The 24,569-nt window shown below is 36.8% G+C and carries 28 protein-coding genes; 16 read left to right on the top strand and 12 right to left on the bottom strand.

Annotated features, from left to right (window positions below):
- Positions 1 to 271: 271 nt before the first annotated feature.
- Genes CVT05_RS02940 through CVT05_RS02910 form a run of 7 tightly spaced genes read right to left on the bottom strand, consistent with a single transcriptional unit; the run spans position 272 to position 5,123 of the window.
- On the bottom strand, positions 272 to 808 hold the full coding sequence (locus CVT05_RS02940; RefSeq protein ID WP_087580004.1) for a hypothetical protein: 537 nt from the start codon (positions 806 to 808) through the stop codon (positions 272 to 274).
- The gene (locus CVT05_RS02935) at positions 801 to 1,322 is read right to left on the bottom strand and encodes a hypothetical protein (RefSeq protein WP_107697783.1); all 522 of its coding nucleotides are present in this window, start codon (positions 1,320 to 1,322) and stop codon (positions 801 to 803) included. Before CVT05_RS02935 ends, CVT05_RS02940 begins: the two co-directional genes overlap by 8 nt.
- Positions 1,319 to 2,323, bottom strand: a complete 1,005-nt coding sequence (locus CVT05_RS02930; RefSeq protein ID WP_107697782.1) for a hypothetical protein — start codon at positions 2,321 to 2,323, stop codon at positions 1,319 to 1,321. Before CVT05_RS02930 ends, CVT05_RS02935 begins: the two co-directional genes overlap by 4 nt.
- Before the next feature lie 60 nt (positions 2,324 to 2,383).
- Entirely contained in the window at positions 2,384 to 2,830 is a 447-nt protein-coding gene (locus CVT05_RS02925; protein WP_103582729.1) for a hypothetical protein, read from the bottom strand.
- A complete protein-coding gene (locus CVT05_RS02920) occupies positions 2,820 to 3,599 on the bottom strand; it encodes a lysophospholipid acyltransferase family protein (protein WP_107697781.1) in 780 nt (259 codons plus the stop codon). Before CVT05_RS02920 ends, CVT05_RS02925 begins: the two co-directional genes overlap by 11 nt.
- Entirely contained in the window at positions 3,580 to 4,881 is a 1,302-nt protein-coding gene (gene miaB, locus CVT05_RS02915; protein ID WP_107697780.1) for a tRNA (N6-isopentenyl adenosine(37)-C2)-methylthiotransferase MiaB, read from the bottom strand. Before miaB ends, CVT05_RS02920 begins: the two co-directional genes overlap by 20 nt.
- Complete coding sequence (locus tag CVT05_RS02910) at positions 4,881 to 5,123, bottom strand: HP0268 family nuclease (protein ID WP_002941786.1); 243 nt, start codon at positions 5,121 to 5,123, stop codon at positions 4,881 to 4,883. Before CVT05_RS02910 ends, miaB begins: the two co-directional genes overlap by 1 nt.
- Before the next feature lie 172 nt (positions 5,124 to 5,295).
- Between CVT05_RS02910 and nusA the strand changes: the two genes are divergently transcribed.
- Together nusA and CVT05_RS02900 are read left to right on the top strand one after the other, a co-directional pair.
- Positions 5,296 to 6,399, top strand: a complete 1,104-nt coding sequence (gene nusA / locus CVT05_RS02905; RefSeq protein ID WP_085657417.1) for a transcription termination factor NusA — start codon at positions 5,296 to 5,298, stop codon at positions 6,397 to 6,399.
- On the top strand, positions 6,399 to 6,869 hold the full coding sequence (locus tag CVT05_RS02900) for a GNAT family N-acetyltransferase (protein WP_107697779.1): 471 nt from the start codon (positions 6,399 to 6,401) through the stop codon (positions 6,867 to 6,869). Before nusA ends, CVT05_RS02900 begins: the two co-directional genes overlap by 1 nt.
- A 67-nt stretch (positions 6,870 to 6,936) precedes the next feature.
- Here the strand turns inward: CVT05_RS02900 and CVT05_RS02895 are convergent, their stop codons facing one another.
- Entirely contained in the window at positions 6,937 to 7,536 is a 600-nt protein-coding gene (locus tag CVT05_RS02895; protein ID WP_107697778.1) for an outer membrane beta-barrel protein, read from the bottom strand.
- Between the two features lie 160 nt (positions 7,537 to 7,696).
- Between CVT05_RS02895 and CVT05_RS02890 the strand changes: the two genes are divergently transcribed.
- On the top strand, positions 7,697 to 7,909 hold the full coding sequence (locus CVT05_RS02890; protein WP_107697777.1) for a transcriptional regulator: 213 nt from the start codon (positions 7,697 to 7,699) through the stop codon (positions 7,907 to 7,909).
- 129 nt (positions 7,910 to 8,038) lie between these two features.
- Here the strand turns inward: CVT05_RS02890 and rho are convergent, their stop codons facing one another.
- Positions 8,039 to 9,379 carry a transcription termination factor Rho gene (gene rho / locus CVT05_RS02885; RefSeq protein ID WP_107697776.1) on the bottom strand — a complete coding sequence of 447 codons (1,341 nt, stop codon included), beginning with the start codon at positions 9,377 to 9,379 and terminating at the stop codon, positions 8,039 to 8,041.
- 300 nt (positions 9,380 to 9,679) lie between these two features.
- Here rho and CVT05_RS02880 point away from each other — a divergent pair, with 300 nt between their 5' ends.
- Positions 9,680 to 12,061, top strand: coding sequence for a heavy metal translocating P-type ATPase (locus CVT05_RS02880; RefSeq protein WP_107697775.1), 2,382 nt, complete (start codon positions 9,680 to 9,682; stop codon positions 12,059 to 12,061).
- Positions 12,061 to 12,291 (top strand): cbb3-type cytochrome oxidase assembly protein CcoS, encoded by a 231-nt coding sequence (ccoS, locus tag CVT05_RS02875; protein ID WP_087578757.1) that lies wholly within the window; start codon positions 12,061 to 12,063, stop codon positions 12,289 to 12,291. The genes CVT05_RS02880 and ccoS overlap by 1 nt, the downstream gene beginning before the upstream one ends.
- On the opposite strand, the gene CVT05_RS02870 is transcribed toward ccoS, so the two are convergent.
- A complete protein-coding gene (locus CVT05_RS02870) occupies positions 12,288 to 13,925 on the bottom strand; it encodes a DNA polymerase III subunit gamma/tau (RefSeq protein WP_107697774.1) in 1,638 nt (545 codons plus the stop codon). The genes ccoS and CVT05_RS02870 overlap by 4 nt on opposite strands.
- A 291-nt stretch (positions 13,926 to 14,216) precedes the next feature.
- Between CVT05_RS02870 and CVT05_RS09620 the strand changes: the two genes are divergently transcribed.
- Positions 14,217 to 14,405, top strand: a complete 189-nt coding sequence (locus CVT05_RS09620; protein WP_265094340.1) for a hypothetical protein — start codon at positions 14,217 to 14,219, stop codon at positions 14,403 to 14,405.
- Positions 14,345 to 14,680: a LysE/ArgO family amino acid transporter gene (locus CVT05_RS09615; protein ID WP_265094341.1), complete on the top strand. Its 336-nt coding sequence runs from the start codon at positions 14,345 to 14,347 to the stop codon at positions 14,678 to 14,680. The genes CVT05_RS09620 and CVT05_RS09615 overlap by 61 nt, the downstream gene beginning before the upstream one ends.
- Positions 14,681 to 14,842: 162 nt before the next feature.
- Here the strand turns inward: CVT05_RS09615 and glnA are convergent, their stop codons facing one another.
- Complete coding sequence (gene glnA, locus CVT05_RS02860; RefSeq protein WP_107697773.1) at positions 14,843 to 16,273, bottom strand: type I glutamate--ammonia ligase; 1,431 nt, start codon at positions 16,271 to 16,273, stop codon at positions 14,843 to 14,845.
- Between the two features lie 88 nt (positions 16,274 to 16,361).
- Positions 16,362 to 17,141, bottom strand: coding sequence for a histidinol-phosphatase (locus CVT05_RS02855; protein ID WP_107697772.1), 780 nt, complete (start codon positions 17,139 to 17,141; stop codon positions 16,362 to 16,364).
- Between the two features lie 135 nt (positions 17,142 to 17,276).
- Between CVT05_RS02855 and CVT05_RS02850 the strand changes: the two genes are divergently transcribed.
- The 9 genes from CVT05_RS02850 to CVT05_RS02810 are packed head-to-tail and all read left to right on the top strand — an operon-like array spanning position 17,277 to position 24,562.
- Positions 17,277 to 18,026, top strand: a complete 750-nt coding sequence (locus CVT05_RS02850; RefSeq protein WP_107697771.1) for a chemotaxis protein — start codon at positions 17,277 to 17,279, stop codon at positions 18,024 to 18,026.
- The gene (locus CVT05_RS02845; protein WP_107697770.1) at positions 18,026 to 19,285 is read left to right on the top strand and encodes a peptidase U32 family protein; all 1,260 of its coding nucleotides are present in this window, start codon (positions 18,026 to 18,028) and stop codon (positions 19,283 to 19,285) included. Before CVT05_RS02850 ends, CVT05_RS02845 begins: the two co-directional genes overlap by 1 nt.
- Entirely contained in the window at positions 19,282 to 19,776 is a 495-nt protein-coding gene (gene purE / locus CVT05_RS02840; RefSeq protein WP_107697769.1) for a 5-(carboxyamino)imidazole ribonucleotide mutase, read from the top strand. Before CVT05_RS02845 ends, purE begins: the two co-directional genes overlap by 4 nt.
- 12 nt (positions 19,777 to 19,788) lie before the next feature.
- A complete protein-coding gene (locus CVT05_RS02835; RefSeq protein ID WP_107697768.1) occupies positions 19,789 to 20,262 on the top strand; it encodes a DUF3972 domain-containing protein in 474 nt (157 codons plus the stop codon).
- Positions 20,263 to 20,265: 3 nt separating this feature from the next.
- Positions 20,266 to 20,685 carry a GyrI-like domain-containing protein gene (locus CVT05_RS02830; RefSeq protein WP_107697767.1) on the top strand — a complete coding sequence of 140 codons (420 nt, stop codon included), beginning with the start codon at positions 20,266 to 20,268 and terminating at the stop codon, positions 20,683 to 20,685.
- Between the two features lie 5 nt (positions 20,686 to 20,690).
- Complete coding sequence (locus CVT05_RS02825) at positions 20,691 to 22,229, top strand: AbgT family transporter (RefSeq protein ID WP_107697766.1); 1,539 nt, start codon at positions 20,691 to 20,693, stop codon at positions 22,227 to 22,229.
- An 18-nt stretch (positions 22,230 to 22,247) separates the two neighbouring features.
- Entirely contained in the window at positions 22,248 to 23,102 is an 855-nt protein-coding gene (gene glyQ / locus CVT05_RS02820; protein ID WP_107697765.1) for a glycine--tRNA ligase subunit alpha, read from the top strand.
- A gap of 12 nt (positions 23,103 to 23,114) precedes the next feature.
- The gene (locus tag CVT05_RS02815) at positions 23,115 to 23,837 is read left to right on the top strand and encodes a Nif3-like dinuclear metal center hexameric protein (protein WP_107697764.1); all 723 of its coding nucleotides are present in this window, start codon (positions 23,115 to 23,117) and stop codon (positions 23,835 to 23,837) included.
- A gap of 17 nt (positions 23,838 to 23,854) precedes the next feature.
- Entirely contained in the window at positions 23,855 to 24,562 is a 708-nt protein-coding gene (locus CVT05_RS02810) for a zinc ribbon domain-containing protein (protein ID WP_087576996.1), read from the top strand.
- Positions 24,563 to 24,569 lie beyond the last annotated feature (7 nt).

The following is a 24,569-nucleotide window of genomic DNA, read 5'->3' as shown; positions in this document are numbered from 1 at the left end:
CTACGATTGAAGCATATTGATAGCCTTTTTGTTCTAAAATTTCTTTTATATCGCGTACTATTTTTATGGCACTAAAACTACTTGATAACAAAAAAAATAGATCACAAAAATTATCTTGATTATCTAGTATTGCTACTTTTGTAGATGTTCAGCTTATATCAATACCGATGAAATACATAAATTTATGTCTATAAAAATATAATTTCTACAACTAAGAACTTGAGAGAAATGCTATCTATTTGTAGCTTTTTATTAAATGAAATCTAAAATTTTACTTCAACCCAAAAACTTTTATATTAAAAGTAGTATGGATTTTATCCTTTTCGCCTTTCATGACGATAGGAAATTCAGTCTTTACGATACTGTCATAGCTGCTAAGCGCATCTAAAAAGTCATAAAATTTTTGTGGTGTCCTTAGAGAGCTAGTTACATTTAGGCGAAATCTAAAAAATTTTTCACTAGCGTTATTATCACTTTCTTCTATTTTACTAAGGCTTACTTCACTGAAAAATTTGGAGGCAAATTCTATAAATTTATCTTTATCAAATTTAGTCTCAAAAGCTGAAATGATAGCTCCATCTTTTTGTTTAGTTGCTTCAAGGGCTTTAAATTTGGCTTCAAATTCATTTTTTACTTTTGTATAAGATGAGGTCTGTGAATAATTTTGCCTAGTTAGGCTTTTAAATTCTTTTATATTTGGCACGATAAAACCAAATATCATAATGAAACAAACTACGATAAAAGCAAATATAAAAAGTAAAAGCTTGACGGGATCTATTTTTTCTAAGCTCGTATCTTTTTTACTCATTATATCCCTCAGAATTATCAATTTTATTTGTACTTATAAAGCCATACCAGCCGTTTTTACTTTGATAAAAGCTAGTATTTGAAGTTGTAAAAATAGATCTTAAAGGTGAAGCTAGAAGCTGGTTAAATACATCTTTTGTCGGCGTTATGCCACGAATGATGAGTGAGTTTTTATCCATAAAAACCTCTTCGAGCGTTATACTGTCAGGCACTAGATCAAAAAGATTGTGCAAGCTTTGCTTGAGAATAGAATTTGATGTGAAAATATCATTTGCAGATTCTATTTGTACGGCGAGCTTAGCTGAAATTTCATCTGTTGTGACTATTTTTCGACTAAGTTCTTTTTGCTTATTTGATAAAAAATTTATATTTTTTTCAATTGAATAATTTTTATAGAGTATAAAGAAATTTGCTGCCAAAAGAGCTACAAACACAAAGCTTATAAGGCTTAGCCAAATTTTGCTAAAGATAGATATAAGTGGTCTTGGCTCTTGGGCAATAAAGCTAAATCTCATAATATTATCTCTTCTTGCATGATTTCATTCATAATATGATTTGTATTCACTGGATACACCGAAGTCTCCACTAAAAGCTCGGATTGCAGATATTGTAAAAAGGTTGCACTTGTTTTCGTATTTTCAAAAACAATGATTTGCTCAATAAAATCACCGCTGTAGAGAGGATTTTCGTAAAATTCTCTTACAGCCTTTACGATGTAATCAAACATCTTCATGTCATACCCAAAAATAGCAACCGATTTTTCTACATTTGTAGAAGCTGGCATATTTAGTTCATAATTTAGATCTTCAAATTCTTTTGGCTTATCATCACTTAAAAAATCATCTAAACTTTTAAAATCATCAAGCGATGTTGCGTCATTTTCTTCTTTAATGATTAAGTTGTCAATATCTGTTATATCTTCTTCTTTTAGGCTTTCAGCTTCTTGGTTGGTTTCCTCAATGCCAGACATATTTAAAAAAGTGGATAACTTCATTTGTTTATCTTTAAAGATCGCAAGCGTAAACGAATGTGCATGGATATAAAGATAAAGTGTAGTTTTTGGAGAAATTCCGCGTTTTAAAAGCTCGTGAAAGAGTAGGGCAATAGGTGAGTAGATGAGATCTACACTATCTTGTCCAAATAAATTTTTATATTTTTTTATAGCATTTAAATTTGCATAAATACTCCAGCTATCCTGCATGATAAGGCTTGTAAGATTTTTAGTATTTATATTAAATTTTTTGTATTCATTGAAGCTAACACTAGGAAGCGCGCCTTGCGAGTCGTCGTTAAAAAAAACTGAGACATATACGCCAAAATATGTTTTTTCTTGCTCTTCTATGTATTTTATGATTTTTTCATCAATATTATCGATATTTATATCTGCAAATTTAGCGTTTATAGTTTTTAAAAGTTTGCCATTTCTAAAGACCTGACCGAAAAATATGCACTCATTGCCCTCCAACACGACGCTTAAAAAAAGGTTAGAAAAAAGCTTTTTGACGCTAAAAGACATAAATCTCCTAAATTTAGTGCATAATTTTCGTTATGGTAGCTAAAAAGGGATTAAATAAGTTTAAAACAGCTCGTTTTTAAGTTTAACGAAAATCTCTTTTGTATTTAAAGCTTCATTTTTTAGTTCATTATCAAGTAGGGCCGAGTTTTTAAGGTCGTCAAAATCCTCTATCATCACATCACACATCATCTTAATGCGTTCGCTATCAGCCTTGCTTACGCTACTTTGGCTCATTTTTTTGATACGCTCAAGATACTCTTTGCCGTTTTTTATGTATGAGCTAAATTTGATAGCAGCCTTGCTTTGGTTTAGTACAGTATTTGCCATTTTGTTATAAATATCTATATCAAGTGCTTTTTGGCTTAAATTCAAGGCTTTTTCATATTCTTTGTTTTCGTATAAAAATTTTGCTTCAAGGGCGAGCTTGTAGGAGTTGTCGCTATAAAAAAATAGTCCAAATAAAACAATTAGAAAGATGGCTATAAAAATAGATAGTTTATTTTTCATAAATTTCGTCCAAAATTTCTTTTATCTCATCGCTTATTTGCGGATTTTTATGTGCGTACTTTTTCCACCAAATTTTTAAATTTGATCTAAAATCCTCTTGGTTTTGCAAAATGCTCTTTCCGCCGTCATTTTGTGAGGCTTGCCAAAGCTCATTTTGTATCTTTTCTTTTGCCTCTTTTTGCTCCAAATTTTCCACACTAAAAGGAGCTGAGAGGCTAAAATTTATAGTTGAAAATGGCTTTGGAAGTATCATCTTGTCCCAGCTTTTAAACTCCCAAAATGAGTTTGCTTCAAAATTTAGAGCATAAATTTCGCAAGATGACTTTTGTGCGATTGCCGCGGCTCCGTCTGCTACGCTGTGTCTTGGTCCTCTTGGGCCATCTGGCGTAATGATGACGTCGTGGCCTTGCTTTATTTCTCTTAAGGCTTCTATAAGCGCCCTTGCGCCGCCTTTTGAGCTACTACCCCTAATGGTACCGATGCCAAAAAATTTGATTATTTTAGTGATTAGTTCGCCATCTTTGTGGTCGCTGATTATCACTTTGCCTTGTTTTCTATTTTGTCTGCTCCACCACTGCCTGTAAGCAAAGCTCATGAAGCTAAGTCTGCCGTGCCAAAAGACGACTACGCAGCTATTTTGTGGTAAGAAATTTGGAGTGTAGCTCTTTTTGCAGGTTAGGAAAATGAGCCACATTAAAATATAGATGAAAAAGACACCAATGCTTGTGGCGAGCTTTTCAAAGATATTTTTAAATTTGCAGCTCGCCATACAAAACCATTCGTTTTGGGTTTGTGATCTTGATTTTTTGTGTAGTGCCAAGAAGCTCTTCGCTTCCATCAACTTGAACTAAAAAGTTATTAAAGCTTCGCCCAGCAACGCCGCCATTTGCTCTTAGCTCTTCAAAATATACATCAAAAATTTTATCTTTTTGTGCCGCCACGATCTCGTCTAAAATTTCATTGTGGCGATTTTGTAGGCGAGTAAGCCTTTCTGAAGCGGTCTTGTCATCTATTTGATTTGTAAAAGTAGCTGCCTTTGTAAGCGGACGAGGTGAATACTTAAAGCTAAAAATTTGCTCAAATCTAACTTGCTCAAGCACATCCATCGTATCTTCAAATTCACTATCACTCTCGCCCGGAAATGCGACGATGATATCAGTTGAGATGCTCACGTCCGGGCACATCTTTCTAAGTCTTAGCGCGCGGTCTAAAAACCACTCTTTTGTGTATCCGCGCTTCATCTCGCGTAAAACTTTGGTGTTTCCGCTTTGAAGCGGCATATGCATTGATTTACAAATTTTTGGATTATTAGTGAAAATTTCAAGAAATTTATCATCCATGTGAAGTGGGTGTGGGCTTGTAAATCTTATCCTCTCAACGCCACCTATCTCGCTTATCTTTACTAGCAGGTCGCTAAAATCGATATTTTCTTGCACGCCTGAAAATCTTTTGCCGTAGTTATTGACATTTTGCCCTAGTAAAAATATCTCTTTTGCACCGCTTTTTGCAGCCTTTTCTACCTCTTTTAAGATGAGGCTTGAAGGGATAGAAATTTCATCGCCTCTGGTGTGTGGGACGATGCAGTAGGTGCATTTTTTATCGCATCCGATCGAGATGTTGATATGACTTTTATATGGTGAGCCTCTAAACTCGCCAAATGCGTATTCGCTCTCGTCGTGGTTGATGTCGGTTGAGATAAATTTAGGCGTATTTACCGCCTTTGTGATCTTACTAACATTTCTTGCGCCAAGGACAAAGTCAACGTAAGGTGCGCGCTTAAAAATTTCGCTACCCAAATGGCTTGCAGTGCAACCGCAAACACCTATTTTAGCTCCTCTTTTTTTGGCTTTTTCAAAGGCTCCGACCTCGCTAAAGAGCTTATGAACTGGCTTTTCACGAACCGAGCAAGTATTTATAAGGATTAAATCAGCTTCTTCTATATTTTGTGTTAAGGAGTAGTCTTCTTTTTGTGAGAGCTCAGCTATGATATGCTCGCTGTCACGAACATTCATAGCACAGCCTAGAGTTTGGATAAAGAGTTTTTTACTCATTAAAGTATATGCACTTCATACATGTAGTCGCTATCATCAAGTCCGTATTTTACGGTTCTGTGATAGACGCTTAGCCCTTTTTCTTCAAAATGCTCTACTAAGGCGATTAGTTGTTTGTGTGTGTTTTCTTTATCAAAATAGAAAATTTTCTGACCCTCTTTTTCGACAGCTGCCTCTATTTTTTCTAGTGAAATCGTTTTTGGCTTTGCGTCTAATTCGGCTCTTGCAAGTTTTAGCTCCATTTTTAATCCTTTCAAAATCTTAAATTTTAATCGGTCAATATATCCAAAACATCATAAAAAAAGGATTAAATAAAAGTTGATAATAAGCTTAAAGTTATTAAAAGTATGGCTTATGTATAATTTCAAAACCTCACGAAAAATCCCCGAAATTTATCGTTACAATGGAGAAAAAATGGAAAGAATTTCAGATATCATCGAGTCAATTGCAAATGAGAAAAATTTAGAGATAGAAGATGTAAAAGAGCGCGTTATAAGAGCTTTGATAAACACTGCAAAAAGAGTTTATGGCGAAAATTATGAGTATGATGTGAGTATCGATGCAAATAAAAATTTAAAGCTTTATCAAAAAATTTCAATCGTAGCAAACGACGATGAGAGGCTTGAAGAAGACAATGAGCACTTTTTAAGCTTAAAAGAGGCTAAAAAGATAGACAGTGGCGTAGAGATCGGAGATGAGCTCACTTACGAGCTAAGTCTTGATAACCTTGGAAGGACCGCAGCCCAAACACTTCACAAGGAGCTTGAGTATCACATCCAGCGCCTAGTGGAAGAGAAAATTTTACAAAAATATAATGAAATGAGCGGTCACATGGTCTTTGGACCAGTTGTCAGAGTCGATAATGACGAAAACACATTTATCGAGATAGACGAGCTTCGTGCCATCTTGCCACGCAAAAACCGCATAAAAGGTGAGAAATTTAAAGTGGGTGACGTGGTAAAAGCAGTCATTAGAAAAGTTTTTACAGATAAAAATTTAGGTATAAAGGTCGAGCTTTCAAGGACTTCGCCAAAATTTCTTGAAGCTCTACTAACTTCAGAGGTACCTGAGATAAAAGATGGTGGCATTATCATTCAAGGAAGTGCGAGAATTCCTGGTGAAAGAGCTAAAGTAGCGCTCATCTCAACTACTCCAAACATCGATCCAGTTGGTGCAACGGTCGGCACAAAGGGCGTTAGGATAAATGCTGTAAGTAAAGAGCTTCATGGTGAGAGCATCGATGCGATCGAATATACCACTGAGCCAGCGATCTTGGTAGCTCGCGCTATGGCACCTGCTATCATCACATCAGTAAAGATCGAAGAAAACAAGGCGATCGTGACACTTGCGAGCGAGCAAAAGAGTAAGGCGATCGGTAAAAATGGCATAAATATCCGCCTTGCAAGCATGCTAACTGGCTATGAGATCGAGCTAAATGAGCTTGGCTCAAAAACTAGCAGCAGCGGCGAAAATGGCGAAATGGTTAAAGATCTAAAAGCACTCTTTGGTGATAACTAATGAAATTTGAAATAAGAAAAGCAACGAGAGCTGATATAGACGTGATCTGCGAGCTTGTAAGAGAGCTTGCGAGCTATGAAAAGATGAGTGACCAAGTCACTTTTACTAATGAAATTTTTGCAGACTCCATCTTTAATAAAAATCACGCAAAAGCCCTTGTTTGTGAGAGTGAGAGTAGGGCGATAGGATATGCTATCTATTTTTACACATTTTCTACATTTTTGGGGCTTGGCGGGATCTATCTTGAGGACATCTACGTCAAAAAAGAGTTTAGAAATCAAGGCATCGGCAAGGCTTTTTTTAAATTTCTAGCTCAAATTTGCAAGGATGAAAATTTAAAAAGGCTTGAGTGGTGCTGCCTAAACTGGAATGAGCCAAGCATCAAATTTTATGAGAGCATGGGCGCTAAAAATCAATCTCTTGAGTGGAGAACCTACCGCTTAGACGGCGAAAATTTAGAAAATTTATAGCTTATTTTAAAAGTAGAGCAGTTGGTTAAAAGCTCAAATTTGCTTTGAAATTTGAGCTTGTGAGTGATTAAAATTTATATGTATATCCCATATAGAGACCGATGTTTGTCTCTTTTATTTTTGCATTATCATATTTTGCTATAGAGCGATATTTTGTTCTATCAGCTTTTAAACCAAACTCAACCGCATTGTTTTCATTGATAGAGTATTCTGCACCAACTTTCGCACCTAGTATCCAGCCAGTTGAGTTGCCTTTTTCAGAGCCATCATGTGTGTCAAATACATCCATTTTAAGCTTTGAAAAACCAGTGTAGCCACCAAGAACTAGTTTAAGATCTTTTGCTACGCTTGGAGTATAGTCAGCCCCAACTATAAATTTATGGGTTTTCCATTTTATTATTGTGCCATCTTCGTCACCAAGTGACTTTTTGGCTTGAAAGTCATATATGTAAGCTCCATAAACTCTAGCTACGTCAAAGTCATAACCAGCTTTTATGCCAAGACCTGGTTGTGCTTTTTTAGCTTTTGATTTGCCATTGTCGCTTTTTGCTGTTAAATTTGAATTAAAAGAATAATCTCCTTCAACTCCCACAAACGCTCCTTGCGCTAAAGCAGCGGCACTAGCTAGGCTTAAACCTAAAGCAACTTTTAAAACTACATTTTTCATTTTTACTCCTTATTTAAAAAATGTTACGCGGCTATTTTAAATTTTCTTATATTAAATAAAGTTTAAATATTCAATGAAATTAATAAAGAACATAAAATAATTCAATTGTTTTCTTATCAGAATAAAATTTATAAAATCACTCAAAAAGAAGGAGTGTAAAGTGGCTAAGATGACAAAACGTGATATGGCTTATCATTTAGACGTTGATGTCGCAACGCTTTACAACTGGCGAAAACACAAGCCCAACCTTTATCGTATCGTGATGCTTGGATTTAAATTTGACGAGCTTATCGAGCAGAGCAAGAAGACTTACAACGAGCTTTGTGAATATGAAAATTTAATCAATCAAGACATAGAAAAATTTAGTAAATAATCGTTTAAAAATCGTAATCTCTTTTATAATTGCAAGAGCTAGAAAATTCAAATTTCTAAGATATTTTTAGCTGGATATTTTAAGTGAAGAAATTTGAGCTCAAAGCAAGCGCTTCAAGCTCATTTAAATTTACTCGTTTAGGATAGAGAGAAGCTCTTTATTATCTTTTGTTTTTAGCATTTTTGCGTATAAGAATTTAAGCGCTTCAACATCATCCATTGTCGCAATCGCAGAGCGGATAGCCCAAATTTTTTGAAGCTCGTCAGGTTTTTGAAGTAGTTCTTCTTTTCTGGTACCTGATTTTAGTACGTTGATAGCTGGGTAAATTCTGCGGTCTGAGATGTTGCGGTCAAGCACTATCTCGCTGTTTCCAGTGCCTTTAAACTCTTCAAATATAACTTCATCCATGCGTGAGCCAGTGTCGATAAGAGCGGTTGCGATGATGGTTAGAGAGCCGCCATGTTCGATGTTTCTGGCTGCGCCAAAGAAACGTTTTGGCTTGTGAAGTGCGTTTGCGTCCACGCCGCCTGTTAGCACCTTACCGCTTGGTGGGGTCACTGTGTTGTAGGCACGCGCTAGACGGGTTATACTGTCAAGCAAGATGATGACATCTTTGCCCATCTCAACTAGACGTTTTGCTTTTTCGATGACTAGCTCTGCTACGCGGACGTGATTAAGCGCTGGTAGATCAAATGTCGAGCTAAAAACCTCGCCTTTTACGCAGCGCTGCATATCGGTAACTTCTTCTGGTCTCTCATCAACCAAAAGTACCATGAGCTGGGCTTCTGGGTGATTTTTAGCGATGCCGTGGGCTAGTTCTTTCATAAGCTCAGTTTTACCGCTTCTTGGGGGTGCGACGATGAGGCCACGCTGACCTTTACCGATAGGCGTGAAAAGGTCAAGCACACGGCCTGTTAGTTTCATCGGATCATATTCTAAATTTAGCTTTTCAGTTGGGAAAAGTGGGGTTAGGTTGTCAAATAATGGCCTCTCTTTAGCGTCTGCTAGAGGCATATAGTTTACCGCCTCGATCTTTAAAAGAGCATAGTATTTTTCTTGATCTTTTGGTTCTCTTACTTGACCTGTGATGATGTCGCCCACACGAAGTGCAAATTTGCGGATCTGTGAGTTTGAAACGTATGCGTCGTTTGAGCTGTCGCTTAAATTCGCATCAACAGCCCTTAAAAAGCCATAACCTTCGTTTGTGATCTCTAAAATTCCAGTAAATAGTATAAAGCCGCCTTGTTTTGTCTGGGTTTTTAGTATCTCAAATATCAAATCCTGCCTACGAAATTCGCGTGGATTTTCGACACCGACGCTATTTGCGATCTGTACTAGCTCGTCTAAGCTAAGCGTTCTTAGCTCTTCAATCTTGTGTCCGTCTACTGGTATGTGTGTTCTTGATGCTTGATGTTTTTTTGTAGTTTTTGTGTTTTGAGCAACACTTTGCTCGGTTTGGTTATTTTCCATATTTCCTCTTTAAATGCGGGGATAATTTTGCAGAATTTCTAGGTTTCAAAAAGAAGTTTTTGAAAGTTTTGGCATTTTATAAAAATAAAACTTTGTTGTCAAGAAATGGCATAAAATAAAATTTTTGCTCAAAAATGGTTGATTTGCTATAATCTCGCCATTTTATAACGATAATAAAAGAAGAAATTTGTGCCTATTTTTGCAGTTTGTTTGCTTCAAATTTATGTATTTAAATTATGGTGCGTAATAGGCATGCGATGCAATAATATTGGTAAAAATTTTAGATAAAAGAAAGTAAAAATGCCACAAAGTAGATGTGCTCATTGTAGATTAAAATTTGATGAAAGCGTGATGATCTCAAATGAAAGCGGACTTAAATTTTGCTGTGTTGGTTGCAAAGGCGTTTATGAAATTTTAAATGAAAATGGGCTTAGTGAGTTTTATGAACGTCTTGGTAAAAATACACTTACACCGGCAAACAACGGTGCAAATATCAAAAATTTAGCGGCAAATTTTAGCGAGCTTGTGACAAAAGAGGGCGACTTTAGTCAAATTTCATTTTTAATTGATGGTATCACTTGCTCAGCTTGCATCTGGCTACTTGAAAAGGCACTTTTTAGCTTGTCTGGAGTCTTGGAGGTAAATATCAACTCGCTTAATCAAAAAGCGGTCATTATTTTTGATGAGCAGGAGCTTTTGGTAGAGCAAATAATTGAAAAAATTTATGCCGTTGGCTACGTCCCAAAGCCATATGCTACGAGTCAAAAAGAGGACGAGCTAGCTAAGAAAAGAAGGAAATTTTACACAAAAGCGCTAGTTGGTATCTTTGCTACGATGAATATTATGTGGCTGGCCATTGCTCAGTATAGCGGGTATTTTAGTGGTATAAGAGGCGATATAAAAGATATTTTAAGATTTGCGCAGTTTGTATTAGCAACGCCTGTACTTTTTTATACTGGTAGCGAGTTTTTCAAAGGGGCAAAGATAGCCATAAAAAACGCTTCGCCAAATATGGATCTGCTTGTTATCACGGGAGCTAGCATAACCTATATCTACTCTATTTTTGCGATGTTTACGAGGAGTGGCGAGAGCTATTTTGATTCAGTTGCGATGATCATCACCTTTGTTTTTATCGGTAAATTTTTAGAAATTTTGGGTAAGAAAAAGGCACTTGAGACTTCAAATTTCTTAAATGATATGCTGCTTACAAAGGTATGTATTTTGGAGGATGGCAAGGATGTTTTAAAAGAGCCAAGAGATGTAAATTTGGGCGAAAAGATCGTGCTAAGATCTGGCGAGAGGGCGCTACTTGATGGAGTGGTGCTTAGTGGTGAGGCAAGCGTGGATAGCTCAAGTCTAACGGGAGAGAGCCTGCCTGTGACCTTGGGAGTAGGGCAAGAGGTAAAAAGTGGCGTCATTTGCCAAAATGGACAAATCATCTATGAAGCAAAGGAAATTTTTAAAAATTCTTATCTAAATCAGCTTATAAATTTGCTCCAAACTGCAGAGCTAAAAAAGCCAAATATCGAGCTAGTAGTCAATAAAATCGCTTCTAAATTTTCTCTTAGCGTGCTAACTTTGGCATTTTTTACATTTTGGTTTTGGTACTTTAAATTTGGCTTTTCAGAAGCTATTGTCACGGCTGTTAGCGTCATCGTGATCGCTTGCCCTTGTGCGCTTGCGCTTGCCACGCCAGTTAGTAGTGTCTGTGCCCTTGGTGTGGCCTTTAAAAATAGAGTGCTTTTTAAGGAGGCTAAATTTTTTGAAAGCCTTGCAAAGTGCGATGTAGCGGTATTTGATAAGACTGGCACGCTTACAAAGGCAGAATTTAAAGTTAGTGATTTTTTCATAAAAGAGAGCATAAGTTTAGATGAAATTTATTCGCTAGCTCTTATATCAAATCATCAAATAAGCGTGGCAGTGGCTAAATTTCTAAAGCAAAAAGGTGCAAGGAAAATAGAGCTTAAAAATACAAATTTAAGCGTGGCAAAGGGTGTTGAGGCTGAAATTTCGGGTAAAAAATTTTATGCAGGAAGCAAGCGATTTTTAGTTGAAAATGGTATTAGCTTTGATGAAGCTGAAGAAAATGTGAGCTTTTTTGTGGGGCTTAATGGTGAGTTAGTGGCGAAATTTTACCTAAAAGATAGTGTAAAGCCCGAAGCAAAGACCTTGATAGACGAGCTAAAGAGCGCTGGCATGAAAGTGTGTATCTTAAGTGGCGACGTGCAAAAAGTGGTAAAAAATGTGGCAGATGAGCTTGGCGTGAGTGAGTTTAGAGCAGAGATGTTGCCTGAAACGAAAGCTAAATTTATAAGCGAACTAAAAGAGCAGGGCAAAAAGGTTCTAATGGTAGGAGATGGCATAAATGATGCAGCAGCGCTTAGCCTTGCTCATGTTGCCATTTGTATGGGAAGCGGGGCGGCAATAAGCCTAGAAAGAAGCGATGTAGTGCTACTTGATAATAGTTTAAAAAGTCTAGCAAAGGCCATAAAAATCTCAAAATTTACTTACAAAACGATAAAGCAAAATTTGCTCTTTTGTCTTCTTTATAATGTTCTTGCTCTGCCATTTGCTGTGTGTGGCTATGTCATTCCGCTATTTGCTGCACTTTTTATGTCGCTTAGCTCGCTAAGTGTTATCTTAAACTCACTTTATATTGTTAGAAAATTTAAGGAAAAATAATGGATAGTGCGACACTTGCGATGCTAGTTTTTATCTCAGTTTTGATGGGAGCATTTTTGCTTTTTGGCGTGCTTTGGGGGATAAAAAATAAGCAATTTGAAGACTACCGAAAATTTTTAGACGGAGCAAATTTGGACGATGAAGATGCACTAAATGAAGCTTATGAGCTAGAGCTTCGCAAAAAAGAAGCCCTAAAAAAAAGAGCAAAATCTAATAAAGATAAAATTTAGCTCTCAATCGTTGGCTCGCCAAAAAGTCTATTGGCCTCTTTTAGGACCCCTTGTTCTCTTTGTCTTTGAAGCTCTTCTGGCGTTTTTGGCTCTTTATTTAGCATCAAAGCAAAGTTATTTTTCTCGTTTTGCAGCTCGCCTTTTATCTCTGCTTTTGGCTCATTTTTAGTTTCAACATTATTTGCATTTAGTCTTGAAATTTCCTCATCAAGCTCGTCTAGTTCGCTTTTTTCATTATTTTCTAAAGAGGCTTTAGGCGTCTTAGTTTGTACTTTTTGCTCATCACTCTTTGCATTTACTATTTTCGCATTTTGTCCAAAAAGCGTATGCAATATCTCATTTAAAATTTTCCAATTTTTCTTAAAATATTCAAGATTTTCATCTTTTGCATTTACTATCAGTCCAAGTTCATTGTTATTAAAGAAGCTAAATTCTACAAATTCTTTAAAAAACTCGCCAAGATCGTAATTTCTATCATAAATTTTTGTTAAGAAGAGTTCGTATGGACCTTGCATTTTAGTAGAAGCTACTTGGCTTTTTTGAGTGATGACTTCTGTGATTTGAGTGGAATTTTCACTATTTTTTGAGATCACTTCATTTATAGCATCATCAATATCTTGTAAATTTAGCGCTTCTATCATCATAAAAAGCATTAGCATTAGCACAAAGCCATTGTCACTACTTACATTTAGCATACCTTTAGCTTGTGCCAAAATCCTAAAAAATCTCTCATAAACAAGTAGTGAAATTTTTGAGTCGTTTTCTATAAATTTTTGCTTTAAATTTGCCAAAATTTCATCTATTATCATCTCAGGATCGTAGCTTTCAAGCTCGCTTACAAGCACTCTGATCGCATTTTTATCGTGATTTAAAACATGAGCTATTATCTCTTCGATCTTTTCTGGATCAAGAAGTCCTAACATCGATGCTACGCCATTTGCCGTGACATTATTTGCCCCGTAAATGATAGCTTGATCAAGAAGTGTCAAAGTATCTCTTAACGATCCTCCGCCACTTCTTGCTAAAATTTCAAGTGCCTCTTTTTCGTAGCTAATGCCTTCTTTGCTTAAAATAAACTCAAGATGTTTAATGATGCTGTATCTGCTTATTTGCTTAAACCTAAAATGCTGCGTTCTTGAAAGCACCGTTGTTGGGAGTTTTAATGGATCAGTCGTCGCTAGGATAAATTTTACATAGCTTGGTGGCTCTTCAAGCGTTTTTAAAAGAGCGTTAAATGCCTCTTTAGTTAGCATATGCACTTCATCGATTATAAAAATTTTATATCTTGCCATTGCTGGAGCATATTTTGTTTGCTCTATTAGCTCTCTTATATCATCTATCTTTCTGTGGCTAGCAGCGTCCATTTCGATGATGTCCATATGTCTTGACTCATTTGCCATTATGCATTGTGGGCATACTTCACATGGTTTTGAAGTAGGTCCTTTTTCGCACACTAAAGCTTTTGAAAATATCCTAGCACTTGAAGTTTTTCCACTGCCTCTAAGCCCAGAAAATAGATATGCGTGGCTTATGCGACCCTCGTCAAGTGCGTGTATAAGACTTTTACTAACGGCTTCTTGACCGATAAGTTCATCAAAATTTTTAGGGCGATATTTTAAAGCTAGTGCTTGCAATGCGGTATCCTTTTTATAAAGTTCAAGGATTTTATAAAAAAAGGCATAAATTTATGATTATTTATATCTTTAAATTGGGTTAAAATTTTTATGTTTTTAGGTTGCATTTAGTTAAATTTTAGATAATTGGTAATTTAAAAAGGATGAAAATGTCTGCATTTTGGAGTGGATTTTTTACAAGTTTATCTTTAATATTGGCTATCGGCGCGTAAAATGCATTTGTTTTGAAGCAGGGTATAAAAAAAGGAACATGTTTTTGCAGTTTGCTTAATATGCGCATTTAGTGATGCCTTGCTTATATTTGCTGGAGTTTTTGGTTTTGCAAAAGTGCTACAAAAATTTGAGTTTTTTAAACAGGTTGCCATATATGGTGGCTTTATCTTTTTATTTGTCTATAGTCTAAAGAGTTTGTATGGTGCATTAAAAATCCCAAAAGCCTTCTTCCTAGTGCGCAACACGAGTCCAAATTTAGCAAAATAGTGCTTTTGACGCTTGCTTTTACTTGGCTAAATCCTCACGTCTATCTTGATACGATGCTTTTAATAGGATCTATTTCAACAAAATTTGGAGATGAAAATATAATTTTTGGCATCGGTGCTAGTCTTGCATCGCTATTTTTCTTCTTTTCTTTAGGATATGGAGCAAGAGTTCTCGCTCCAGTTTTTGCAAAAGAATTTTCATGGAAAATTTTAGAAATTTTTGTTGGGATTATTATGCTTCTAATCGCTTTTAGTTTACTTTTTACCAAAGTATAGATAAAATACATAAAATTTTACGCTAAATATTTTGTATTTTTATATGTATTAAAAATTTATATATTATCAATGTAAGATGCATTGATATGTACGACGGAGATTTTATGTTTTAAATTTGATTAAAAAAGTCTCCAAGCCCAAAATGAGCTTGGAGATTGCGTTTTAGCAAGAGAAGCAAGTTTTAAACTCATAAGCGGTTGGGCGCGCTTCGTAAGGCCAAACTTGAGTTTCAAATTTAAAGTGTTGATAGGTATCTATGAAAAGATCGGTCATTATTGGTTTTAAGTATTCATTATCGCGAATTAGTGCTTCTAAGCTACCGCGAAGTGTGTGTGGAAGCTGCTCGATGCCACGCTCTCTGATCTCATCAAGATGAAGTTTAAATAAATTTTCATCCATAGGACCAACTGGCTCATATTTGTGCTTAACGCCGTCAAGTCCTGCCATTAACATCGCTGAAAAGGCTAGATAAGGGTTTGCTGTGCTATCTGGAAATCTCATCTCAGCTCTAACTGACTTCTCGCCAGCGCCGTAAGGTATGCGGATGCTCGCTGAGCGGTTTTGGCTAGAGTAAGTGAGGATAGATGGCGCTTCAAAGCCTGGGATTAGGCGTTTGTAGCTGTTTGTGCTTGGGTTTGTGAAGGCTGCAACGCTCCTTGCGTGTTTTAAAACGCCGCCGATGTAGTGCCTTGCAAAGTCACTTAAATTTGCGTAGTTGCCCTCTTTATAGAATAAATTTTTACTATCTTTCCAGACTGATTGATGAACGTGCATGCCGCTTCCGTTATCGCCATAAAGTGGTTTTGGCATAAATGTAACTGTCTTGCCGTTTAGGTGAGCAACCATGCGAACGACGTATTTATAAATTTGGACATTATCGGCGGCTTCGACTAAGTTACCAAATTTCACGCCGATCTCACCTTGTCCTTGAGCAACTTCGTGGTGTCCTAAAAAGACTTCAAGACCAACTTGCTCTAGAACTTGCATCATCTCGGCTCTTAGATCTACCATGCTGTCGATTGGTTGAGTCATCAAGTAGCCGCCTTTTCTGCGTGGGCGATGACCTGTGTTGTAGCTATCTTTAAAGTCAGTAGCATCGTTCCACTCGCCTTCTTCGCTATCTACTTGATACATCGCGCAGTTTGGGCTATCGATGATTTTGACGTTGTCAAAGACAAAAAATTCATTCTCAGGGCCAAAATACGCCTCATCACCAAGACCGCTATCTTTTACGTACTGCATTGCTCTTTTGGCTATTGAGCGAGGGCATTTTTCATAAATTTGACCCTTGTAAATGTCGTAAATATCGCAAAAAACAACAACTGTAATATCAGAAGTAAATGGGTCTAAAAATGCAGTTGTAGCTTCTGGCTTCATTATCATATCGCTCTTATCGATTGGTTGCCAGCCATGCATAGAGCTAGCGTCCATCGGGATGCCATTTATGAAATTTTCTTTCGTAACAGCTTTTATGTTGTAGCTTATGCTGTGCCAAGCGCCGTTTAGATCGGTAAATCTAAAATCTACAAATTTGACTTCATTTTCTTTACAAAAATCAAAAAAATGATCTATATTTTGGACGAATTTTCCCACTTTTTTCTCCTTTTAATTTTTAAATTTTTCGTATTCTATCATAAAACCTAATATTTAAGATTAAATTTATATTTTATTTGAACCCAATCTAAAATTTTACTAATTCTCTATCTCTATTTTTAAAAATAGCACATTTTGAATAACCTAAATCTCTGGCTATTTGCTCGCAAATTTCACCATTTTTACCGATATCTTCTTTTGCGTGAGCATCTGAGCCAAAGGTGATGGTTATATCTTTTTCGGCTATTAGCTCAAGTAAATTTATGCTTGGATATTGCTCGCCGATAGGCTTTCTAAAGCCAGCAGCATTTATCTCAACAACTAAATCTGCTTCTTTTATCGCATTTACTGCATTTTTAGCCAAAATTCTAACATCCTTTTTTGGTAAAAATTTAAAAAGTTTTAAAAGATCGATATGCCCCATAATGTCAAATTTGCCAAGCTTGGCTGATCTTTCTACATGATCAAAATACTCTTGCCAAATTTGATCCAAGTCTTTGCCCTCGTAGCCACCGATAAATTCTGGATTGTCAAATGCCCAGCCGTTAAAAAAATGCACAGAGCCTATTAGATAATCGACCTTTCTAGCAAAAACTCGCTCATCCATAAATCCATCTAAAAAATCCATCTCATAGCCAAGCAAAATTTCTATCTCACTGCTAAATTCATCTCTTAAATGTAAAATTTCGTCTTCATATCCTTGCATTTCATCAAAGCTCATTCTGTAAGCTTCATCGTAGTTCATCGGTGCGTGATCGCTAAAGCCAAAGTATTTTGTGCCAGCTTTTATTGCGTTTTGCACATACTCTCTTGGCTCGCCAACTGCGTGCTTGCAAAGTGGCGTATGGTTGTGAAGATCGACGGTCATTTTTAGCCTTTTAAGGTCGTTTATTTTTAAAAATGCTATCTAAAAATTTATAAATTTAAAGATAAAAGTATTGCCTTTAAACTTACTTTTTATTTAAATCCTATATAATCAAGCCAAATTTTATTAGGAGCTTTTATGACCCAAGAGGAACTTGACGCACTTATGGCGGGCGGATTAGAGGATGATTTAGGTGATACTAAAGATGCCAGCCAAGAGGTCGCGGACGTCAAAGAGGAAACAGACGAGGTAGCAGAAGTTGCAGAGGCAATGAGTGCTAAAGCAGATGAGCCACAAGCAAATAGTTCAAAACATGGCGAAAACTACAGAGTGAGTGCAGACGGCGTTTGGCCACCACCACCACCGACTGAAGACCACAAAATGGTGCACCAGCTTGACGATGTGACAAGAGATAGCGAAGAGAAAGCTACTCAGATGTTTGACAAGCTTGAGACGATAAATAACTTTTTTATGGATGCTGAGAGCGACTCAAATAGCCTAAAAGACGCGATAAACTCAAACATCGAACTATTTACGACACTAAGTGAGAAATTTCCAAATATTGCCGCATTTAGCGAGGCTTTGGAGAAAAACAACGCACTTCTTGGCACGGTTGATAATATCATCTCAAATTTACAAATGGGACAAGATGAGATCATGATGGCTATGGATATGATGCAGTATCAAGACATCCACAGACAAAAGATCGAGCGTGTTATCAACGTTATGAGGGCGCTTAGCAAATATATGAATACCTTGTTTGAAGGTCGTATCGATGATGATAAGCGCGTGGGATCTGCTGTTCATATCGCTGGTGATACAACAACAGAAAACCTTGTCAGCAACGACGACATCGAAGCCTTGATAGAAAGTCTAGGTAAAAAATAGTGCTAAAAAGGCCTGAGCTTTTATCTCCAGCTGGAAATTTAACAAAACTTAAAATCGCCCTTGAGTATGGAGCCGACGCTGTTTATGGATCGGTGGCTAGTTTTTCACTAAGGACTAGATCAGCAAGGGAATTTAACCTTGAAACATTCAAAGAGGCGATAGACTACACACATGCAAAAGGAAAGAAATTTTATGCGACCATAAATGCCTTTCCTTTTAATTCGCAGATCGAGCCACTAAAAAGGCACTTGCAGACTATCTCGGCGATGAAGCCAGATGCCTTTATTATCGCAACTCCAGGAGTCATGAGCCTAGCAAAGGCTATTGCGCCTGATATCGAGATACATCTCTCAACTCAGGCAAATGTCATGAACGTGCTTGATGCAAAAATTTATCATGACATGGGCGCAAAACGTATCGTCGTGGCACGCGAGATGAATTTAAAAGATGTCATAAAGATAAAAGAAGAAATTCCAACTCTTGATATTGAAATCTTTGTACATGGCTCGATGTGCTTTGCTTATTCTGGTAGGTGCTTAGTAAGCTCGGTGCAAAGCGGGCGTATGTCAAATCGCGGCAGCTGTGCCAACGACTGCAGGTTTAAGTATGAACTTTACGCTAAAAACGAAGAGAGTGGCGTGCTTTTCCGCCTAGAGGAAGACGAGCATGGCACTCATATTATGAACTCAAAAGATCTTTGCCTAATATCGCACATCAAAGAGATCGTTGATAGTGGCGTAATAGATAGCCTAAAAATAGAAGGTCGCACAAAGAGCGAGTACTACGCAGCTTGCACAGCAAGAGCCTACAAAATGGCGATAGATGATGCCATGGATGATAAATTTGACGCACAAATTTATGAAAACGAAATAAATACACTAAAAAATCGTGGCTTTACGGATGGATATTTGGTGCATAGGCCTTATGAGAGAATAGATACACAAAATCACGTTAGTAGCCTAGAAGAGGGCACGCATCAGGTAAATGCAATAAGCGAAGATGGCGAGTTTTTCAAGTGTAAATATAAAATTTTTCCAGGCAATAGCTATGAGATCGTGGCTCCTACTGGATCGGTTATAGAAGATAGCGAGAATGAAATCTCAAAGGTTTATTCACAAGATGGCAAGAAATTTATCAAATTTAAGCAGCTCATCACCAAAAAAGGTAAGGTTATGAGTGAAATTCACAGTGGCAATGAAAATGAGATAAGTCTTGGTATTAAGCTACCAAAATTTAGCTTTTTGAGGGAGAAAATATGAAATTTGTTTCTATTATAATGGGAAGTAAAAGCGACTATGAGATCGTTAGCGAGGCGGCAAAAACTCTTGAAAAATTTGGCGTAAAATATGAACTGATAATCAGCTCAGCTCACAGAAGTCCAAAAAGAACTAGTGAGTACGTCGCAAATGCTGAGAAAAAGGGTGCAAAAGTCTTTATCGCAGCTGCTGGTATGGCGGCTCACTTGGCTGGAGCGATCGCTGCAAATACTGCAAAACCAGTGATCGGCATACCAATGGCAGGTTCGGCTCTAAGTGGCGTTGATGCACTTTACTCAACTGTGCAAATGCCAAGTGGTATGCCAGTGGCAACCTTAGCTATCGGAAAAGCTGGAGCGATAAATGCAGCCTATTTGGCGGTGCAAATTTTAGCCCTTGAAGATGATAGTCTAGCAAGTGCTCTAAAAGCTGACAGAGAGGCGAAGATAAAGGCTTTAGAGGAAGACTCTTCAAAGGTTGAAGTGATACTGTAAAAAGGAGAAGCGGTGCAGACCTATCTTGGTGTTGATGAATTTTGCAAACTTGTGCATTTGGAGCGTGAAGTTATCGAAGATATGATAAATCGTGGCGTTTTGAAAACCAAAGAGGAAAATGGAGAAATTTTGATAGAAGCGAGCGAAGGAACGATGAGTGTTGTGCCTAGTGTTTCGCAAAATTTATCTTTGCAGTCGCAAAGCCAAGATGGTATCAGTTTTGTTGAAAAGACGATTGGAACGATATTAAATTTACACGAAAAGGTACTTGACGCAAAGGATGAGACGCTTGAAACCCTAAGAAATGAGAATAAATTTTTAAAAGAGGCGCTTATTTCTATGCAAGAGCTCTATGACGAAGATAGAAAAACGGTCGAGACGCTTACAAAACAGCTTAAAATTTCACAAGATGAAGTTGAATTTCTAAAACGAAAATACAAGCTAATGTGGAACCAAGCGGTTGAAAATTTTAACGGACAAAAGTAGTTTATGAAGATTATAAATTTAGAGGATAGTTTTGAAATTTACGGAGTAAAAACTCGCACTAAAAATGAAGATGAGATAGGCGGTAAGGGTAAAATTCCAGCTTTATGGTCTAAATTTATGAGCGAATACTATGATGGCAAGAGTGAAATTTATAGCGTTTACTGCAACTATGAAAGCGATCTTAACGGACATTACGATAACTTCATCGGCACAAGATTAAGCCACAAAAGTGATAAAATCTTAGAGATAAAAAGTGGCAAATATGCCGTTTTTAGTTTTGCAAGGGAGCCACAAAACATAGCAAAATTTTGGGGTGAAATTTGGAAATATTTTGAAAGTAGTGAGCTAAAAAGAGCCTATGAAACGGACTTTGAGCTTTACAGCAGCGACGAGATAAAAATTTATATTTCTATTTTGGGTTAGGAAAAATGAATAAAAAAAATAATAGTTCAATCTTAAGTTTTATCGAAAATTTTGGTAACAAATTACCAAATCCAACTATGCTTTTTATCTATCTTTCGATTATTACGATAATAATATCGTTTGTATTAGAAAAGATGGGCGTTGGTGTAAGCTATCAGGCTATCAAAGATGGACAAATATCACAGCTTAATGCAAATGTTATAAATTTGCTTTCTGCTGATAGTCTTAGATCTTTTGTTTCGTCTGTGCTTAAAAATTTTACTAATTTTTATCCTTTGGGAGTAGTCTTTGCGATTATTCTAGGTATTGGTATTGCAGACAAGTCTGGACTTTTATCAGCACTTATGACAAAGATTGCCTTAAAATCTTCCAAAATATGGGTAACTCCAATCGTTATTTTCCTTGGCGTAATGTCAAATGTTGCTTCCTCGGTTGGCTATGTCGTGCTAATCCCGCTCGGAGCTATTTTATTTGCTGGATTTGGTCGCCATCCAATTGCTGGATTAGCTGCTGCTTTTGCTGGTGTTAGCGGTGGCTGGTCGGCAAATTTATTAATCGGTACAAATGACCCGATGTTTGCGGCATTTTCTATGCAAGCAGCTAGCGTGTTAAATCCAGATTATGTAGTGTTAGCAACTGCAAATTGGTATTTTATGATCACTTCGACATTTTTGATCGTCTTTGTTGGCTGGTTTGTAACAGATAAAATCGTAGAGCCTAGGCTTGGTAAATTTGATTTTTTGGGTGATTTTAGCCTAAAAGAGCATAGTGAGATAAGTGTAGAGCAAAAACGTGGCTTAAAATTTTCACTAATAGCGTTGATTGTTTTTGTGATTTTACTGCTTGTGGCTATTTTGCCTTCTGACTCTTTATTTGGAGCAAAAGGCAATGAAAGCTTTATGAAGTCTACTTTTATGCATTCTATTGTTGTTTTTATGATGTTGCTTTTTATAGTGGTAGGCGTAGCTTACGGTGTAGGCGCCAGGAGTATAAAAAGCAGTAATGATGCCATAAAATTTATGGAGCAATCTATTTCTGAGCTATCAGGTTTTTTGGTTTTGATATTTTTCGCAGCCCAATTTACATATCTTTTTAATACCTCAAATATTGGGCTAGTGCTTTCTATAAAAGGTTCTATTTTTCTAAAAGAGGTCGGATTAACTGGACTTAGTCTTATCATAGTTTTTATTTTTTTGATCGCTTTTATAAATTTATTTATAGCTGTTGATTCTGCAAAGTGGGCGATGATGGCTCCGATTTTTGTACCAATGTTTATGAATCTTGGACTCTCGCCAGAGCTTACACAGGCTGCTTTTAGAATAGGCGACTCTACTACAAATATCATAACGCCTTTGATGCCGTTTTTTGTTTTGATAGTAGCTTTTATGCAAAAATACAATAAAGAGTTAAAAATCGGATCAGTTGTTTCTATTATGCTTCCTTATACGGTTGCATTTTTAATTTCTTGGACAGCGCTAATGTCGTTTTGGTACATTTTTGATCTACCACTAGGACCTGGTGCAGTTATACACTATGTAAAGTAAAATTTTAAAAGGAAAGCAATGACATTTTCACAAATAATATTAACCCTTCAAAACTATTGGCAAGAGCAAGGTTGCGTTATACTTCAGCCATACGATATGCCTGCGGGCGCCGGTACCTATCATCAAGCGACATTTTTAAGAAGCCTTGGACCAAAGCCATGGGCGACTGCATATGTAGCTCCAAGCCGCCGTCCGACTGATGGCAGATACGGCGAAAACCCAAACCGCCTAGGCGCTTATTATCAGTTTCAAGTACTCATAAAGCCAAGTCCAGAAAATATCCAAGAGCTTTATCTAAAAAGCCTTGAAAAACTTGGGTTAAATTTAAAAGATCATGACATCCGCTTTGTCGAGGATAACTGGGAGAGCCCAACGCTGGGTGCTTGGGGGCTAGGCTGGGAGGTCTGGCTAGACGGCATGGAGGTGACGCAGTTTACGTATTTTCAACAAGTGGGTGGCATCGCATGCGAGCTGATCTCTGGTGAGATAACATACGGCCTTGAACGTTTGGCCATGTATCTACAAGATGTAAATAGTGTCTACGACATCGTTTGGGACGACAGGGATGGAAACATCGTAACCTATGCCGACGTTCACGAACAAGGTGAGTACGAGTGGAGTAAATATAACTTTGAAGTAGCAAATGTAGATATGCTTTTTAACCAGTTTGAAAACGCATTTAACGAGTGCAAACGCTGCTTAGAGGCTAAAATTTCGTTGCCAGCGTATGATTACTGCATGCTAGCAGCGCATACTTTTAACGTTCTTGATGCGCGTGGAGCGATTAGTGTAACGCAAAGGCAAGACTACATCCTAAAAATTCGAGAGCTTGCAAAAGAGTGTGCGCTAACTTATAAAGAGAGCCTAGAGTAAAAGTAAAATTTTATGAAAATAGCTGAAATTTATAAAATTTTAGATGAAATTTGCCCGTTTGCGAGCCAAGAGCCTTGGGATAATAGTGGCCTTCAAGTTGGCTCATTTGATAGCGAATTTGAGCGAATTTATCTAAGTCTTGATTTAGATAGCAAACTTTTGCAAAATGTCTTGCAAAATTCGCTTATTATCACTCATCATCCTCTCATTTTTAAGGGGCTAAAGAGCTTAGACTACAGCCTTTATCCAAGCTCACTTATAAGAGAGATGATGATAAAAAATATTTTGCTCATCTCGCTTCACACAAATGCTGACCTTGCATTTTTAAATGAAAAATTTGTAACGCAGGTTTTGGGGCTAGAAATTTCAAGCAAAGAGGGTTTTTTGATCTACGCTGATGTGAAGATGAAATTTAGCAAGCTTTGCAAATTTGTAAAAGAAAAACTTGGGCTAGAAAATTTAAGAGTGGTTCATGCAAAAGATGAAATTTCTAAAATTTGTATCTGCACCGGAAGTGGCGCAGATCTCATCCAAGATGTAAAAGCTGACGTCTTTTTAACGGGTGATCTAAAGTATCATCAAGCTCTTTATGCAAAGGAAAATGGGCTAAATTTAATCGATATAAATCACTATGAAAGTGAACGTTGTTTTGGTGATTTTTTAGCAAAATATTTGCAAAATCTGAAAATTGAAGTTATAATACGCAATTCTAAAAATCCATTTACATATTGCTAACAAAAAAAGGAAACATTATGAATAAATACTTACAACAATTAGTTGAATTATCTGACCTTGATAAACAAATAGATGGCTTTATACCACGCATTCAAGACATAGAAAAGGCTTATAAAAATATAGAAGAAGAGTGCGAAAACATAACGGTTAATATAGAAAGACTAGATGAAGAGGTAAATGACCTAAAATCTCAAAAATCAGGAACAAATGCTCATATAGCCGAGTTTAGTGCTAAGATAAAAGATGTGGCTAAAAAAAGCTCAAGCGCAAAAAGTGAAAAGGAGATAAAAGCTCTAAGTCTTGAAGAAGATATTGCAAAAGAGCAACTTGAGGCTGCAAATGAGGAGATCGCTAGACTTGAGAAGCTAATAGATAGTAAAAATAGTCAAAAAGATGAGCTTGGTGCAAAAAAAGCTGAACTTGAAGAGAATTTAAAAAATATAAAAAGCAAAACTTCATCTGAGCTTGAAAATATCGGGAAAGAACGTGAAGAAGTTTATGCTAAAAAAGACAAGCTTATCGCCACTATGAATCAAAAAATTTTGGCATTTTATGAAAAAATTAGAAAATGGGCTCACAACACAGCCGTTGTTCCTGTAAAAAAACAAGCTTGTTATGGCTGCTTTATGCAGATAAACGATAAAACTTTCTCTGCTGTTATCAAGGGTGAAGATATCGTTACATGTCCGCATTGTGGCAGAATCTTATATAAACAAGAGCAATAACACATTT

The organism is Campylobacter concisus (assembly GCF_003049705.1).
GTDB classification, from domain to species: Bacteria; Campylobacterota; Campylobacteria; order Campylobacterales; family Campylobacteraceae; genus Campylobacter_A; species Campylobacter_A concisus_AR.
This window is presented reverse-complemented; position numbering and strand designations above follow the sequence as displayed.